A 14,640-nucleotide genomic window follows, 5' to 3' on the forward strand; every position below is an offset into this window, starting at 1 on the left:
AACGCTTCGTTCTCGGTAGTTTGCAGTACCTTCTCATAAGGACTGAATAGCGCGAACAATTGATTTTAGTGTGTAAAAATTTGAATGTCCCTATACCATTTTTGGGCAAGTTAGTAAATCACTAAACTACGTTCCGTAACATTTGTTTACAACGTGTCCCAATTTGCACATACCTCGGCGGATGCCCAAATACAGCAAAAGCCAAGATGCTTTTTCCCCACAGCTAGTGTCATTATTGAAGTACAAGGTTATTTATCTCGCTAAAAATTATCAATCAGAGGATTAGCTCATGACTGCTAATGATGGCAAGCCTAAGTATGTAGGAAGCTTGTTAATAAGTTATTTTAAAAAAAATCAGCCCTACAACCTTGATATTGGCTTTACCTTATTGGAAGTTCTCACTGCGGTATTGCTGATTGGTGTGTTATCAGCAATTATTGCCCCTAGCTGGTTAGGTTTCAGTAATAGACAGCGTTTAGGTCAAGTTAATGATGGAATTTTGTCTGCTCTCCGCACTGCACAAACAGAAGCCAAAAGAACCAAAACTAGCTATAGTGCTGAGTTTAAAATAGAGAATAATATTCCCCAATTTTTAGTTTATCCTACCAACAATCGCCCTATTTCTGGTTGGCAAAATTTGGGTAGAAACATTGAAATCAAACCCAAACAAGTTCTTTTATACACTAATATAGAATCTGAAAATAAAGCTTTTGCAGATAAAAAAGTGCGCGATACTCAAGCTGGATCTGGAAGAATTACCTTTGATTATTTAGGAGCTTTGTCAAAAATAAATGGTAATGACCCTGTAACACCATTAATTATTATGGTATCTTCACCTAAGTCAGGAACTAATCAAGCTAGCACCTTGAGACGTTGCGTGATTATAGAAAGTTTGATTGGAGGGATGCGAATAGAAAAAGATGATCAGTGTAAATAGCGGTGGTGCAAAGAATCGTGGAGAGTTTGTATCACCCAATTATATCCAAAACACAGACAATTATGAAAACAAAAAGATTATTAGCCATATTAACTCTAAGTTTAACCTTGGGTTTTTCAATTCCTAGTTATGCCCAAGAAAAATACATTGACAACAATTGTCAACAAAATCAATCATTAAAAGAAGATGATAGGTTTACTGTTTTCTATCAATCAAATTTTCAATCCAAAGGACAGAGTTATTGGTTTTATGCAGGTAGATATCTAGACGGCGGAGTAATTTTTTGTCTTTCTCAACCAGGATTCAAAAAGCCACGGACTTTAAATGAGTTAAAACCCATACAGTTTAATTTCATTGACAAAGTTGCCAAAGATACGCGCAATAAAACAGCATTTATTGTTGTAACTCGTGAAGGTAATGGTTCGCGTGTACCTATGAACGAATATCGGCTCAATTTTGCAAATGTTAATAAACCTACACTAACTAAACTGCGGACTTGGAAATCTCAAGATTAGTTTGGTTTTGATTTAGCGATCGCCCCACAACCCCGCAAAATTCTTAAGGGAAACGATGATTCACGACCTCAACATGACAGATACCGAATATGCCCAGCTAGTAGCACAGGGCTATGAACCCGATTTAGAACTTGAACTGATGGCACTCGGTGAAACTCAACAAGAGGCCAGGAAGTTAACGCGCATTGTGGGAATGGTGCAGAATAAACCCCCAGAAACTGATGAGGAATGGGAGAAATTTATGCAGGTATGGGAAAATGAGTAAAAAAGTTGCTATCGTTACTGGTGCAACTAGGGGAATTGGCAGAGCGATCGCTGTAGTTGTATTCTTGCAGAGATAATATCATCAACGTTCTGGCTTAACTTCTAGTTGATAGATCCTCATAGATGGGTGTTCGTCCATCATCCGCCAGTAATACCCAGTGGGTAGTGGTGACACACTAGCACCACAGCGGTACAAAAAAACTGGCTCGTCCCGCTTCATCACTTTTTTAATCGTTTGCTCTAGGCTGGGGTCTAGGCGATCGCTGTTATGCCAAATTAGATGGGACTTACCAAAGTAACCCGCATTCAAAAGACTTGCAAACAACCATTCCATTACCAATTGCATCTGTTCTGGCTCAACACCACTGCTTGATTGCCCGTAGCTGTCGATAGTTGGTTGGGCTGGTTTGGGTTTGAAGAAATTTAAGATTTTCATGAGGGTGAGGAACGCAATTGTTCATAGTGTAAAACCAGCGGTGATTAGGGGGCAAAATTTTCGTAAGGGATAGCGGTAAAATATTACTTATCAGAATATAACTTGCCAGAAGGTGCATTCAGATAAGTAAATGAGTGAGTCTACCGAAATAGGTGAAATAAGTGCAGTCAGTTCCCTAGCCTTAACTGCTCCCCTACCTCTGACTGAACACCCCGCCGCCGTGTATCTTTCCAGCCTGTCCCCCGGTTCTCGTCCGGCAATGAGACAAGCTCTTGATGCGATCGCTCGAACCTTAACCAGTAATCAGTGCGATGCGCTTACTCTTGATTGGGCTGCGCTCAGATATAAGCACACAGCAGCATTACGTAGTATACTAATGGAGAGATACGCACCAGCTACGGCCAATAAAATGCTGGCTGCACTAAGGAGGGTTTTGAAAGAAGCTTTGCGGCTGGAATTCATGGATGCGAGAGACTTCGCCCGCGCGGTGGATATTGCTAATGTCAAAGTTTCCAAGGAGTTACAGGGGCGTTGTTTATCAGCAGGAGAAATTAATGCCTTAATGCAAGTATGTTTTGCTGACCCTACCCCTATTGGTTACAGAGATGCGGCATTAATAGCTATTTTGCGGGGTGCAGGTTTGCGCCGGGGGGAAGTGGTGAAGTTAAATTTGAGTGACTTGCACTCTAGCAGCGTCAAAATATATGCAGCTAAGGGGGGTAAAGACCGCACAGTTTACCTACCAGATGCAGCCTTGACAGCGGTGCAAGATTGGTTGGAAGTGCGCGGTAGGGAGCCAGGCCCCTTGTTATGCCATATCAATAAAGCTGGGGCGGTGACTTTGAGACGGCTGACACCCCAAGCGGTATTATTTATTTTAGACAAGCGTGGTCAAGAATCTGGAGTAGAGAATTTCTCAGCCCATGATTTCCGCAGAACTTTTATATCTGAGTTGTTAGATTCTGGTGTAGATATTGTCACAGTGCAACGGTTAGCGGGTCACACTTCACCAGAGTTAACATCAAGATATGACCGTCGGGGTGAAGAAACCAAGCGTCAAGCGGTGCAGTTTATTAGTGTGCCGAGAAGAAAATAGAAGGACATCTCACTTAGCAATTAACAACTGACAATTAATCTCCTTGTTCTTTTAGCCAAGCTTGTAAATCTGCTAAGGTAGAAAAATCAAATAAAACATTTCTCATGGCTTCTAACTTTGGTAAGGGCAAAACCTGAATTTCTTCTATTAGTGATGAATTAATTTCACCAAAGCGATAATTTAGAAAACTGCTAATCCATATTATAGCCTCTTCTTTTTTGCCCTTTTGTAAAATATCCTGATAAATTACTGACTCTTGCATAATATCCTCACGTAAAAATTGACGAATAACATCTTTTTCAAATTTTAAACCTGCTAGAATCTCTGCACACCCTGCTATATTCTGTCTTTCATCCCTGTTAGGAATTTTAGCAATTTTTTCAGCAACCTGCCCTAGTAATTTAGACGGTGAATCGGTGCGGGTCAGTGGAGCAAGTGGTAATAATGCTGAATTCTGCAAAAACATTGCTGAGTCTTGTTCCCACATCCTAATCACACGGTAGTGATGTATAGTTGTTTCATCTCTAAATTCTTCAGTAAAAGCTACTTTGTTATCAGTTTCTTGTAAAAATATCAACACCTGGGTTACAGGAGATTTATATTGGCGCTTCAACCTCACAGAATAATCCAACATGCGAAAATTCAGTGGAGTTTTGGATTTAGGTAAGGTTTGAAATTCCAAGTGCATGATTCGGTTATCTGCTTTCAGGAAAGTTACAGAATCAGCGCGAATTGGTTCTAATGTTAGTTCGGTTTTTAGAATTTCTACTTGCTGTGGTTCTGTTGCCAACAACCACCGGATAAATTCGGCGGGATACTGTTCAGATAAAAATTTACAAGCGTTATCGTAGCTCAATTTAGTAATTAATTTAAAGATAGTTATTTAATAGATATTATACTGGTATTAGGTAAAATAAAGAGCGTTAATTTTATTAATTAATCATCATTGATGATGAGCATTAAGTGGGTTTAAAGCAAGCTTTGAGTCTTTGTTTAAATGAAATAAATGGTACGATTAGCACCTAGCTAATTTCTACTGCCTCACCGGATAATACAACCCATCTTTAGGCTGAAATTTCCACCCCAACCCACTTGGGTCACGATTCCTAGACCAGCTAATAAATTCCTGTTCACTCTTGGTTTCCCGCTCTGTAGTTAAACTATGGGGGGTAACGCCTAATCTCTGAGCTAAATTGTCATTGGGGAAGGCGCTGATTTCTACTGCTTGTTGATACTGATATGGATACCCTGAACGCCGGGGTCTGTTGTTACTGTATTTGCCAGAAGCAAGCGATCGCTCTATTTTCTCTAAGTGTTTAGCAACGATTTCCAACTTAGAGGCCAGCAGTTCATCTTGTTGGGAAAGGTGGGTTTCCAGCGATTCTAGTTTCTCCTCTACCTGCTGTAATTCGGTGGTTGCTCCCAGTTCCGCACTGCTATCAAATTGTGCTATCAATTCCTGTAATGCTTGCAGCAGTGCAGTTGTGTGTCCTTCGCGGTGGATTTTTGCTAATTGGCGTACTACGGGAATTAGTACAGTAGGCACGCGAATCATTTCGCTGGGTGGGGTCTTGTTGATAGTCATGATATCTATAATTGATATCGACCATTATAAACCCAAAGTTTCCCCCAAGAATTTTAAGGAGAGGTTTTAATAGTTGAGCCGAGTGCATCAATGCAATGTTTTCGAGATAAGCACAAAAAAATAGGATGGGATTTGACAAAGCTTGTTTTCTCATTATCTATCATACTGTTGCGTACAAAGAAGTACAGCAAATCATTTTATGACAATCCTTTTTATCCTTAATTTCCATAGTTGTTAACGTCGGCTAAGGAGCCATATTCATTACTGACTACTGATGTGACCCTTTTATGTAGGGACTGAGGGGAAGGAACCTCAGCAGAAAACGGCCCCTCAGTAAAATGGGCTACTGCCTCTATGCACAACTTTTACGTCGCACATCTTGGCTCAATCCCCAATATGATTGCTATACAACAAGCTATTAAACCAGCACAATATCTAGTAAGACAGCGAAGTTAAGAGGCTTGTTTTCAATAGTAGCGAATTGATTACTCTGGAAGGATAACGCACCAGTAATGTTGTTGTAACTAAACTGGCTGAGGGAGGAAGCACCAAATCCAACTCTAGAAACTTGGATTTTGTCACCATCTATCTGGTTAAAGTCTTTTATGATGTCAATACCTTCAAATAGTGAGTTGAAGACAAATGTATCTGCTCCAGTACCACCATTGAGTAAATCATTACCTACATCGCCAAAGAGTGAGTCATTCTCGCTATTGCCATACAGACTATCACTACCTGCGCCACCATTGAGCAAATCATTACCTACATCGCCAAAGAGTGAGTCATTCTCGCTATTGCCATACAGACTATCATTACCTGCGCCACCATTGAGTAAATCATTACCTACATCGCCAAAGAGTGAGTCATCCTCACTATTGCCATACAGACTATCACTACCTGCGCCACCATTGAGTAAATCATTACCTATATCGCCAAAGAGTGAGTCATTCTCGCTATTGCCATACAGACTATCACTACCTGCGCCACCATTGAGTAAATCATTACCTACATCGCCAAAGAGTGAGTCATCCTCACTATTGCCATACAGACTATCACTACCTGCGCCACCATTGAGTAAATCATTACCTATATCGCCAAAGAGTGAGTCATTCTCGCTATTGCCATACAGACTATCACTACCTGCGCCACCATTGAGTAAATCATTACCTACATCGCCAAAGAGTGAGTCATCCTCACTATTGCCATACAGACTATCACTACCTGCGCCACCATTGAGTAAATCATTACCTACATCGCCAAAGAGTGAGTCATCCTCACTATTGCCATACAGACTATCATTACCTGCGCCACCATTGAGCAAATCATTACCTACATCGCCAAAAATGCGATCACTACCAGCATTTCCATACAGAAAGTCATTGCCATCATTGCCGTTAAGTGTATCGTCACCATCATTGCCAAAGATTTGATCGCTACCGCCTGCACCAAAAATTGAATCGTTTCCTCCATTACCACTCAACACATTATTGACACTGTTCCCAAAAATTGTGTCAGCATTGATAGTTCCTGTTACTTGAGTGAAGTTCTCTACAGTGAGGGGAACAAGATTTGGAACATTGTTGACTGTAAGACGATTGCCTATAAGATCAGCTACAATTGAAACATTACCTGTTGCAGCAGATGCATCAATCGCATTTGCCTGACCAACAGATCCAACAATGCGCTCCACACCGATTAACTTATCTCTTCCAGATGTTCCTTTAGATAGTTCTCCTTGAGTCAGCAAGGTAATGGCTTGTCCTAGATTGCTGTAGTCTGCGCTGTCTGAGCCTTCACCACCTTCAAACGTATCAATACCAGTGCTGGAAATAAAAGTGTCGTTACCACGATCTCCTACAAGCGTGTTATTGCTGGCATTTCCAACAAATGTATCATTTCCTACTGTTCCAACTGCATTCTCAATGTTGAGTAAGGTATCACGTCGAGCGAGATTGATAAAAGATGTAGTTGCTCCATTTAGTAAATCAATTCGCATAGGATCAGCAGAATTGATATAGTTGACGATATCTATACCAGCCCCTCCATCAATGGAGTTGTTACCAGTACCGACGACGATTGTATCGTTACCGTTACTACCGAAAACGGTATCGTTTCCATCACCGTCAACAACTGTGTCATTACCATCTTCACCGATTAGACGATCATCTCCTCCTTCGCCATAAAGGGCATCATCGCCAGCACCACCAATGAGTTCATTTCCTAGATTGTTACCAATAATGACATCAGCATTTGCAGTACCCTTTACATTATTAAAGTTCACCACAGTAAATGATCCAACACCAGGAACACCATTTACAGCTAAAGATTGGGTTTGTAGATTGACAGTAATAGATGCGCCAACTGCTGTAGAGGCATCAATCGTGTTATTTGCAACACTAGAATTAGCAATAATTCTCTCTATTCCTACCAGTTGATCTGTACCAAAAACACCTTTATTCAAAACCCCTGTCGGTCTGAGAGTGATGCTTGTATTTAGTTGACTGTAATCAGCAGTATCACTGCCTAGACCACCATTTACAGTATCATTCCCGCTGCTTCCTTGAAACAGGTCATTTCCATCATTGCCAGATAGAAGGTTATTCTGGCTGTCTCCAGTGATGGTGTCATTTAAATTTGTACCTTTGACATCATCAAAGTTCACCACAGTAAATGATCCAACACCAGGAACACCATTTACAGCTAAAGATTGGGTTTGTAGATTGACAGTAATAGATGCGCCAACTGCTGTAGAGGCATCAATCGTGTTATTTGCAACACTAGAATTAGCAATAATTCTCTCTATTCCTACCAGTTGATCTGTACCAAAAACACCTTTATTCAAAACCCCTGTCGGTCTGAGAGTGATGCTTGTATTTAGTTGACTGTAATCAGCAGTATCGCTGCCTAGACCACCATTTACAGTATCATTCCCGCTGCTTCCTTGAAACAGGTCATTTCCATCAGCACCTACGAGGGTATCATTGCCATTTCCTCCGTTAAGAGTGTCATTACCATTTCCTCCATCAAGGTAGTCATCACCATCACTACCATTCAAAGCGTCATTACCATCAAAGGCAAAGATACTATCGTTGCTAATAGTACCGTTCAGGATATCGTTAATGTTGCTGCCCAATAAATTAGCCATGTGAATTCTTTTAAAAAGGTCGTGAAATATTATCTTTCGCAGGATTGCGAACTATACGAGCAGAAACGCTTGATTTTATATTAAATTGATTGGTCTGGAAATTCTTAATGTATCTTAATAAATTTATAGTAAATTTAAATACGCTATACATAAAGTTAATTTAGGAGAGCAACAGACATATCTGTGTAGCGATCGCCCAATAAAAATTTCCCCTAAGAATTATTCCATCTGCAACTTTGTGAATAGCAGCAGAGGTTTTACCTGAAAGTTGTTGGTAAATTATTGACCGACAAAGTGAAGAGAATAAATTTTCTGTTTGCTGCGCTTGATTTAATCTGCCTACAATATTTATGTTTTATGTGAATACGTTTTTACTCTGATTTACTGTCAATCGTTTACTGGTAAATTCCCCATGAATCAAATAGTATCGTCCATCCAGCCGCACTGGTCACAATCCCAATGCACCCGCGAGACATAATCACGAATGAATTCCGCGCCGCACTGGGGACATTTCCCGGTAAATAATGGATGCCAGTCAATCAACTCTAATTGTTCTTCTCGTGTCCAGCGTTGCTTCGGTTGAATGATTTCTTCACCGTTGTAAAAGGTGCATTCCAGCACCAGTTCATCACCAATATATCTTGCGCCCTCTGGTTGCCACAGTTCTACAGGTTCGGCCTTGGGGTCTTCTCTAAAATCCATGCAACTATCACCAGTCACACCATCAGGATGAACAGCGCAGACAAGGTGGGGATTGTGTGAATAAAGGAGACAGCGACTACATTCGGGTATTTTAGGCATAATATCAATTTTTATATAAGTCAACAGGTTAGCTAGGCGATCGCTTTCCGCAATCATTTGCACAGAGGTAAATTTGGTTTCCTCTAAGAATTTTCAAATATAACGTGAAGTTTTGATAAAGAGGCAACCCTGTATATTTACGGTATAACATAGCTGCATAGCAAAGAAGTAAGGAAATATTGAAACCTTCTATATTTGGTGCTTGTATGACTTTGTTGTGAATCTAACACGAAACAACAATATTCAACTCAGTTGCTGTGATTGCCTGAGCATATTGTATTCGCTGGGGTATTTACTGAAGTTTTATTACATTAATTCTTTGTTAAACAAAGAAACTAAACAAAACATAAGCTAGCCTCTCTATTTACAACTGTGTTTAAGTGAATTTAATATGTTAGTTGATATATCACTTGCTACATCAGGCAACCCAGATGTTAAAAGTCAAACAACCCGTTGGGGGGCTGATTCGGGAACTGAGGCTGCTGACTGGACTGACACAAGAACAATTTGCAGCTAGTTTAGGTGTCACCTATAGCACTATTAATCGCTGGGAAAATGGACGTTCTCAACCTTCACCAATTGCTATGAAATTAATTCAGCAGAGGCTTGAGGAGATGGGGGAACAGGGTAAGGAACTGCTAGAGAAGTATTTAGGTAATTAAAAAATGCCAGAGCGTTTATTGCAATTAGATGATTTAAAAACTATTGGTAGTCCTGACAAAATTGCAGCCCTGTTTCAAAAGCTGGGTTATAACGCTGTTGCTCAACTTTTAAATATTGAAGATTTACACCTCCCAGCCCGTAGCACTGAGGCTATTTATGATTCATACCTCATTGCTGACCAGGATAACGGCGGTTTGCAAGTATTACTATTTCAACTACATCCTGATGATTGGACTTTTGCTAGTAGTCGCATGAGAGCGATCGCTATTCTCAAGAACGTTAGTAAACTTTCAAAAAAAGAATGCAATGAAGATTAGTTACAAGACATTTAAAGGAATCCAGGCAGCAGTGTTAGCTATTAGTTTAATAGTAATTACATTATTACCTAATTCAAGTAATGCTCAAAATAATAAAACCAGTTATGCGGACTTGCACAATTCTTTTAAACAACAGAAACCAAAATCAAAATTCAGTGCTAGACAAATTGTAAGAAATGCCTTAGAGCTATCAGCCCAAACAGGTTTTCCTATTTCTATAGATTTAAAATCTTTATCATCAACTGATGCCTGGAAAGTAACTGATTACATTAGAACATTATCGCCAAAACAACAAGATACAATCGTTACTTGGTATCAAACTAAAGATAGTGAAGCATATATTCAAGGAAATATTTCTAAGGGCAAAATATTAGTTGTGCCAGTAAAATATTTTTTTCAGAGGATAAATATTAACTCTAAATGTCCTTTTTCTCAAGATTTATGCTTGGACTTACAAAAATATTCAAAACTGAAAATTTCTGATGCCAAAATTTTAGATATTGCCCAGTATGCAATCTCAGTGGTTAATAGAGGACATAAAGTAGTAATTTTTATAACCAATGAATTTGGAGGAGATCGTCAAAGATTTAATAATACTTTCACAGCTATGTCAATGTCGCCTATCGTAAGAGATCAAATTCTTTTACTTGAGGATAGTCCCATAATGAACTCTTCAGAAGAAAAAATTAAAAGAGCTTTACAATTAAGCGGTGGGAAAGATACCAATATTTATGGCACTATTATTATTGATGCACGTAGAACAAAAATAGGTGAAAAATAATGAATACTAACTTAAAAAAAATTGCCTATATAAGCCTGAGTTCAATAATATTTTGTCAAGTCTGGATTAGCCTTTTATTTTATCCAGCAATTGCTCAACCTCGTTATCCAATTGATAAGTTGGATGAACTAGCACCACATTTAAGTGAAGAAGAAAAAAAATATATAGAAGAAAAAACAATTAATCAAGTTGCTAGTTTTCTGATGTTAATGATGCCAATTTTTGGCGGAGGAGGGAAAACAATTAATTTCACAAGAAGTTATAGATATAGAGGTACATTTGATTTTAAAGGAGAAGTGAGAAGCATTATACAAAGAACTATAAAAGGAGAGACTGTACAACTTGTTACGCAAAGAAGCAGTACAGTTCGCTTTAGGCAAGTGGGACGCTTTGATTTGTTAGTCGAAGAATTTTACCAAGGCAGACTAGTAAATTCTAATTACTTTAAACTTGGGCTAAGTGGTGCGATTAATTCTGGTTATTTAAGAGGGTTAAAACCAGAAAATATCAATAAATACGATACCTTAATTGATGAGGCATTGCAGAATAAGCCTGGTTTTGAACTGAAAAATGGCTATTCAACAGTGGATTACTAATATAGATATAGCAATCTTAAATAATACGTTAGAGTTCAAGCGGCCTCAAAGGATTTTTATTTACGTATTTTTTCAAGATTGGGTAGGATTGCTATACTGCTCTACTAAATTTTTAAGGGATAAGAGGATGCGATCGCCCTGCCCTATCTCGCTAAATTCTTGAGGTAAAAAAGTAATGGCATATTGGTTATTTCAATGTAAATTCATTAATTAAGGAATTAGCAGTCAATTCTTAGGGGAAATAAAGTTAAGCGGAATCAAGTAATCGCAACATCTACATTTTTAATTTATTAATTAATTTCAGGAGCATCAAATGTCTAAGATAAAAAATACCCAAACAAATCAAATAGTCAGTAAAAGCAAAGGCGCAATTGTCAAAGTATTGGCGAGACTAACGGCAACAGGATTAGTTAGTTTTGGTATTGGTGGTGCAGTCACTTTTGACCGTTACAACAGTTATTGGAATCAAACAATATTCCGTGTACAAACTGTTGATTTTAATATTTTATCTCATACATTACCTACTAAACTTTCCTACGCTTTAATCAAAAAGCAACCCCAGGAAGTACAGCGTACATTAGATAGTAATTATAGTTTATTTGGGCTAATTGTCACAGATGCTAGTGGACAGAAAATTATTGCTTATTCTGGTAAAGACTCTGGTAAATCCTTATCTTGGAAAGCAGCACTCGACCCACAACAATTAAAAAATCATCCTTACGATGTGTTGCTTGATCCTCCACCTATTTTTGCACAGTGGACTTATAGCAACTCCAGAGCTACTGAACGCAGTGCTACCAATTTTACTAATCAAGGTCGCGTTATAGGCAGAGTTTACTATGTTCGGGGTGTTAGGCCAACATTTCAAGAGGATTTGATTACACTGATAAGTAATCCTTTTTCTGGAAGTAGTAGGATTCAAACTTACACCACAAGTCTCATAGCTTGTTTTGGGGCTACTTTGCTTATTTGGAGTGGTTTGGAGTTTATTCTTTATAGAAAACGGGTTGGGGAAGAAAAAGCACAACAGGAAGTTGAATTAGCTCAAACAAAGGCTGAATTAACTCAACAGGAATTGGAGTTAACTAAAGAAAGGGAAGAAAAAGCACAGCAGGAACTTGAATTAGCTCAAACAAAGGCTGAATTAGCTCAACAGGAATTGGAGTTAACTAAAGAAAGGGAAGAAAAAGCACAGCAGGAACTTGAATTAGCTCAAACAAAGGCTGAATTAGCTCAACAGGAATTGGAGTTAATAGAAGAAAGAAATCAAAATTTAATCAATAATAACCAAATTTTACAAATTCAATTAGCTGAAAGAGTCAGTGAACTTCAATTGCTCCGAAAACAAAGAGATGATGAGCGTAGCGAACTTGAAAAAGAAACTAATAATTTGCATATTACCAATAAGAAATTAGCAAGTGAAATTATTAAACTCAAGACCTCAATCACTAATTTATCAGCAAATGCTAACTTTATCCAATTACAAAAGGAACTCAAAGAAGCTCAAGCACAATCACAACAAAATTTACAGCATAAACAAGAATATGAGCATCATATAAAACAATTAACACAAAAATTACAAGTTATTCACAATAAACAATTACAAGCTAGTCAACAAAATGAACAGAAAGATAATGAATTACAGGACTTACAACAACAAATAAATGAAATTGAAAATGCCCGTAGTTTAGCTAAATCTCAACTAGAAGAGTTACATAGAAACGAAAAAAATTACCAGGAAACTGTACAAAGATTAGAACAGCAAATAAATGAACAAAATTCTAGGGAACGAGAACTTCAAACTCAATTAGAAAGTTTACAAAATTCACTCAGAGAATATGAACAGAGAGAAAAGCTACTAGAAAAGCGTGCTGAACAGGCAAAAGCCGAGTCTGAGGCTTTAGTTGAAGAAATTGCGCGTGCTAAAGAAGATATGGGTAGACATCCTTTAAATGACTTTGAAATTGCTATTCAGGAATTATTGAAACAGAATTTTACTGATAGCAGACTTGAAACACAGTTTGATGTAGCAAGTGGTCACCAGGGAAGTAGGTTTACTGATTTTCTTCTTGTAACCAATAAAAGCTGTATTGTGTTAGAAGCTAAATCTTATACCGGAATAATTAAGCCTATTGATAATGTACGAAACTCTGGATGGGTTTGTGAAAAGGTAGGAAGAAGATTAAATATTTTGTCATGCTGGGGTAGAAATCCTTACCAACAGGTAAAATCCTACTGTGATTCTGTAATGAGCAATAGAAGTCTAGGTATTTCCAGAAAGCCTGTATATGGTGTTGTTGTATTTCCAAATGGTTCATGTATTGATGATAGAATTCAGTCCAACATAAGTAGATTTTACAGAGTCACAACACTAGATAATTTAACCACTACTATTCAGGCACTAGAAAATCAAGCTAACTCTTGGAATTAGCACAGATTAAATTAAAAATTTTAACCATATATTTGGTATTTTTCATGTTGAAAAATCGAAACAGTCGGTATTTCATAAACTTTCTTGTACTTGTTGGAGTCTTAGGTTTATTCAGTTGTAGTCCTACAGAACCCCCAAAACCTACACCTTCCCCAACATCTTCTGCTTCTGGCAGTACAGAATTACAATTACAAGCCACCACTTTAACTATTGGTATTCTCAGCCCTCCAAAATACTATCAAGGATTAGCTGATTATCTTAAACAGCAATTTGGTAATAAAGTCCAAATAGTTATTGATGGTGATGAAAAACTTTCTTATGAAGAAGCTCGAAAAAGAATGCTTAATAAGGAGTGGGATATTTCCTTTCCTCAATCACCAATGCTTTCCATAGCTGCTAAAAATAATGGTTATACCTTTGCAGCCCGAATGTTTCCCAATAGTCCCCCATATTACCAAGCTACGTTATTTACAAAAGCTAATAGTCCTATTAAATCTCTAAATGATTTAAAACCAACACATACTATTGCTATGGGTGATTTTAATTCAGCATCTAGTTTTTATATGGCTTCTTATGATTTATATGGTAAAACCCTGAAAGTAAATATGGGTCATAAATCATCTAAAATCAGAGAATTAGTAAAAACTGGAAAAGCTGATATAGGTGCTGCGGCATATATAGCTGTTAAGGATGACAAAGATTTAAGGATTATTCATCTTAGTAAACAAATCCCTGGCGGTAATGTTTATTTGTCTCCTAACCTTTCTGAATCTGACCGTCAAACAATTATACAAGTATTATTAAACGCCCCAGCTAACATTAGAAAAGATGCTAATTATGGTGCTGGGGAAGAAGCTGATTATTCACAGTTAATTAAAATTTCTGAAAGAACCGAGCAAGTTTTAAAATGTGCAAAATTTCCCAAAGAAAATTCTGTAGCTTCTGTTAATTTTTATTGTCCTGATGCAGAAATGTTGAATGTTAAGAAAAATCAGATAAAAATAGCCCAAAATATGGTAATTTTGGGCGAATAATTAAAATATATTAGTTAAGTTGTGATTATAAATTCCTTT

The 14,640-nt window shown here is 37.9% G+C and carries 15 protein-coding genes; 10 read left to right on the forward strand and 5 right to left on the reverse strand.

Features of this window, described 5'->3' with window-relative positions; genetic code table 11:
- Positions 1 to 289 precede the first annotated feature (289 nt).
- The 3 genes from H6G73_RS19895 (at position 290) to H6G73_RS19905 (ending at position 1,717) form a co-directional block, all read left to right on the forward strand.
- Positions 290 to 937 (forward strand): pilus assembly FimT family protein, encoded by a 648-nt coding sequence (locus H6G73_RS19895; protein WP_190607619.1) that lies wholly within the window; start codon positions 290 to 292, stop codon positions 935 to 937.
- Positions 938 to 999: 62 nt separating this feature from the next.
- On the forward strand, positions 1,000 to 1,452 hold the full coding sequence (locus tag H6G73_RS19900) for a hypothetical protein (RefSeq protein ID WP_190607621.1): 453 nt from the start codon (positions 1,000 to 1,002) through the stop codon (positions 1,450 to 1,452).
- Positions 1,453 to 1,507: 55 nt separating this feature from the next.
- Positions 1,508 to 1,717, forward strand: coding sequence for a hypothetical protein (locus H6G73_RS19905; RefSeq protein ID WP_190607622.1), 210 nt, complete (start codon positions 1,508 to 1,510; stop codon positions 1,715 to 1,717).
- Between the two features lie 81 nt (positions 1,718 to 1,798).
- Here the strand turns inward: H6G73_RS19905 and H6G73_RS19910 are convergent, their stop codons facing one another.
- A complete protein-coding gene (locus H6G73_RS19910) occupies positions 1,799 to 2,152 on the reverse strand; it encodes a hypothetical protein (protein ID WP_190607624.1) in 354 nt (117 codons plus the stop codon).
- A 130-nt stretch (positions 2,153 to 2,282) separates the two neighbouring features.
- Here H6G73_RS19910 and H6G73_RS19915 point away from each other — a divergent pair, with 130 nt between their 5' ends.
- Positions 2,283 to 3,248, forward strand: a complete 966-nt coding sequence (locus tag H6G73_RS19915; RefSeq protein WP_190607625.1) for a tyrosine-type recombinase/integrase — start codon at positions 2,283 to 2,285, stop codon at positions 3,246 to 3,248.
- 34 nt (positions 3,249 to 3,282) lie between these two features.
- On the opposite strand, the gene H6G73_RS19920 is transcribed toward H6G73_RS19915, so the two are convergent.
- The 4 genes from H6G73_RS19920 to H6G73_RS19935 form a co-directional block, all read right to left on the reverse strand.
- On the reverse strand, positions 3,283 to 4,104 hold the full coding sequence (locus H6G73_RS19920; protein WP_190607627.1) for a DUF4351 domain-containing protein: 822 nt from the start codon (positions 4,102 to 4,104) through the stop codon (positions 3,283 to 3,285).
- A gap of 177 nt (positions 4,105 to 4,281) precedes the next feature.
- On the reverse strand, positions 4,282 to 4,833 hold the full coding sequence (locus H6G73_RS19925; protein ID WP_190607629.1) for a hypothetical protein: 552 nt from the start codon (positions 4,831 to 4,833) through the stop codon (positions 4,282 to 4,284).
- A gap of 418 nt (positions 4,834 to 5,251) precedes the next feature.
- Positions 5,252 to 7,978 carry a calcium-binding protein gene (locus tag H6G73_RS19930; RefSeq protein WP_190607631.1) on the reverse strand — a complete coding sequence of 909 codons (2,727 nt, stop codon included), beginning with the start codon at positions 7,976 to 7,978 and terminating at the stop codon, positions 5,252 to 5,254.
- A 417-nt stretch (positions 7,979 to 8,395) separates the two neighbouring features.
- Positions 8,396 to 8,779 carry a hypothetical protein gene (locus H6G73_RS19935; protein ID WP_190607653.1) on the reverse strand — a complete coding sequence of 128 codons (384 nt, stop codon included), beginning with the start codon at positions 8,777 to 8,779 and terminating at the stop codon, positions 8,396 to 8,398.
- A gap of 431 nt (positions 8,780 to 9,210) precedes the next feature.
- On the opposite strand from H6G73_RS19935, the gene H6G73_RS19940 reads away from it, so the two are divergent.
- From H6G73_RS19940 to H6G73_RS19965, 6 genes are all read left to right on the forward strand, one after another.
- The gene (locus H6G73_RS19940; RefSeq protein WP_190607633.1) at positions 9,211 to 9,441 is read left to right on the forward strand and encodes a helix-turn-helix domain-containing protein; all 231 of its coding nucleotides are present in this window, start codon (positions 9,211 to 9,213) and stop codon (positions 9,439 to 9,441) included.
- 3 nt (positions 9,442 to 9,444) lie between these two features.
- Positions 9,445 to 9,759, forward strand: coding sequence for a hypothetical protein (locus tag H6G73_RS19945; protein WP_190607635.1), 315 nt, complete (start codon positions 9,445 to 9,447; stop codon positions 9,757 to 9,759).
- 31 nt (positions 9,760 to 9,790) lie between these two features.
- Positions 9,791 to 10,540 (forward strand): hypothetical protein, encoded by a 750-nt coding sequence (locus H6G73_RS19950; RefSeq protein WP_190607637.1) that lies wholly within the window; start codon positions 9,791 to 9,793, stop codon positions 10,538 to 10,540.
- Positions 10,540 to 11,136 carry a hypothetical protein gene (locus tag H6G73_RS19955; protein ID WP_190607639.1) on the forward strand — a complete coding sequence of 199 codons (597 nt, stop codon included), beginning with the start codon at positions 10,540 to 10,542 and terminating at the stop codon, positions 11,134 to 11,136. The genes H6G73_RS19950 and H6G73_RS19955 overlap by 1 nt, the downstream gene beginning before the upstream one ends.
- Before the next feature lie 313 nt (positions 11,137 to 11,449).
- Positions 11,450 to 13,567: an NERD domain-containing protein gene (locus H6G73_RS19960; RefSeq protein ID WP_190607640.1), complete on the forward strand. Its 2,118-nt coding sequence runs from the start codon at positions 11,450 to 11,452 to the stop codon at positions 13,565 to 13,567.
- Between the two features lie 44 nt (positions 13,568 to 13,611).
- Positions 13,612 to 14,601: a phosphate/phosphite/phosphonate ABC transporter substrate-binding protein gene (locus H6G73_RS19965; RefSeq protein ID WP_190607642.1), complete on the forward strand. Its 990-nt coding sequence runs from the start codon at positions 13,612 to 13,614 to the stop codon at positions 14,599 to 14,601.
- Positions 14,602 to 14,640 lie beyond the last annotated feature (39 nt).

Source organism: Richelia sinica FACHB-800, from assembly GCF_014698825.1.
In the GTDB taxonomy this organism is placed as follows: Bacteria; Cyanobacteriota; Cyanobacteriia; order Cyanobacteriales; family Nostocaceae; genus FACHB-800.

What these genes read in the sequence shown, in the direction of transcription:
- H6G73_RS19895 (WP_190607619.1), top strand. Translation starts at nt 290, where the DNA reads ATGACTGCTAATGATGGCAAGCCTAAGTATGTAGGAAGCTTGTTAATA.
- H6G73_RS19900 (WP_190607621.1), top strand. Translation starts at nt 1,000, where the DNA reads ATGAAAACAAAAAGATTATTAGCCATATTAACTCTAAGTTTAACCTTG.
- H6G73_RS19905 (WP_190607622.1), top strand. Translation starts at nt 1,508, where the DNA reads ATGATTCACGACCTCAACATGACAGATACCGAATATGCCCAGCTAGTA.
- H6G73_RS19910 (WP_190607624.1), bottom strand. Translation starts at nt 2,152, where the DNA reads ATGAAAATCTTAAATTTCTTCAAACCCAAACCAGCCCAACCAACTATC.
- H6G73_RS19915 (WP_190607625.1), top strand. Translation starts at nt 2,283, where the DNA reads ATGAGTGAGTCTACCGAAATAGGTGAAATAAGTGCAGTCAGTTCCCTA.
- H6G73_RS19925 (WP_190607629.1), bottom strand. Translation starts at nt 4,833, where the DNA reads ATGACTATCAACAAGACCCCACCCAGCGAAATGATTCGCGTGCCTACT.
- H6G73_RS19930 (WP_190607631.1), bottom strand. Translation starts at nt 7,978, where the DNA reads ATGGCTAATTTATTGGGCAGCAACATTAACGATATCCTGAACGGTACT.
- H6G73_RS19935 (WP_190607653.1), bottom strand. Translation starts at nt 8,779, where the DNA reads ATGCCTAAAATACCCGAATGTAGTCGCTGTCTCCTTTATTCACACAAT.
- H6G73_RS19940 (WP_190607633.1), top strand. Translation starts at nt 9,211, where the DNA reads ATGTTAAAAGTCAAACAACCCGTTGGGGGGCTGATTCGGGAACTGAGG.
- H6G73_RS19945 (WP_190607635.1), top strand. Translation starts at nt 9,445, where the DNA reads ATGCCAGAGCGTTTATTGCAATTAGATGATTTAAAAACTATTGGTAGT.
- H6G73_RS19955 (WP_190607639.1), top strand. Translation starts at nt 10,540, where the DNA reads ATGAATACTAACTTAAAAAAAATTGCCTATATAAGCCTGAGTTCAATA.
- H6G73_RS19960 (WP_190607640.1), top strand. Translation starts at nt 11,450, where the DNA reads ATGTCTAAGATAAAAAATACCCAAACAAATCAAATAGTCAGTAAAAGC.
- H6G73_RS19965 (WP_190607642.1), top strand. Translation starts at nt 13,612, where the DNA reads ATGTTGAAAAATCGAAACAGTCGGTATTTCATAAACTTTCTTGTACTT.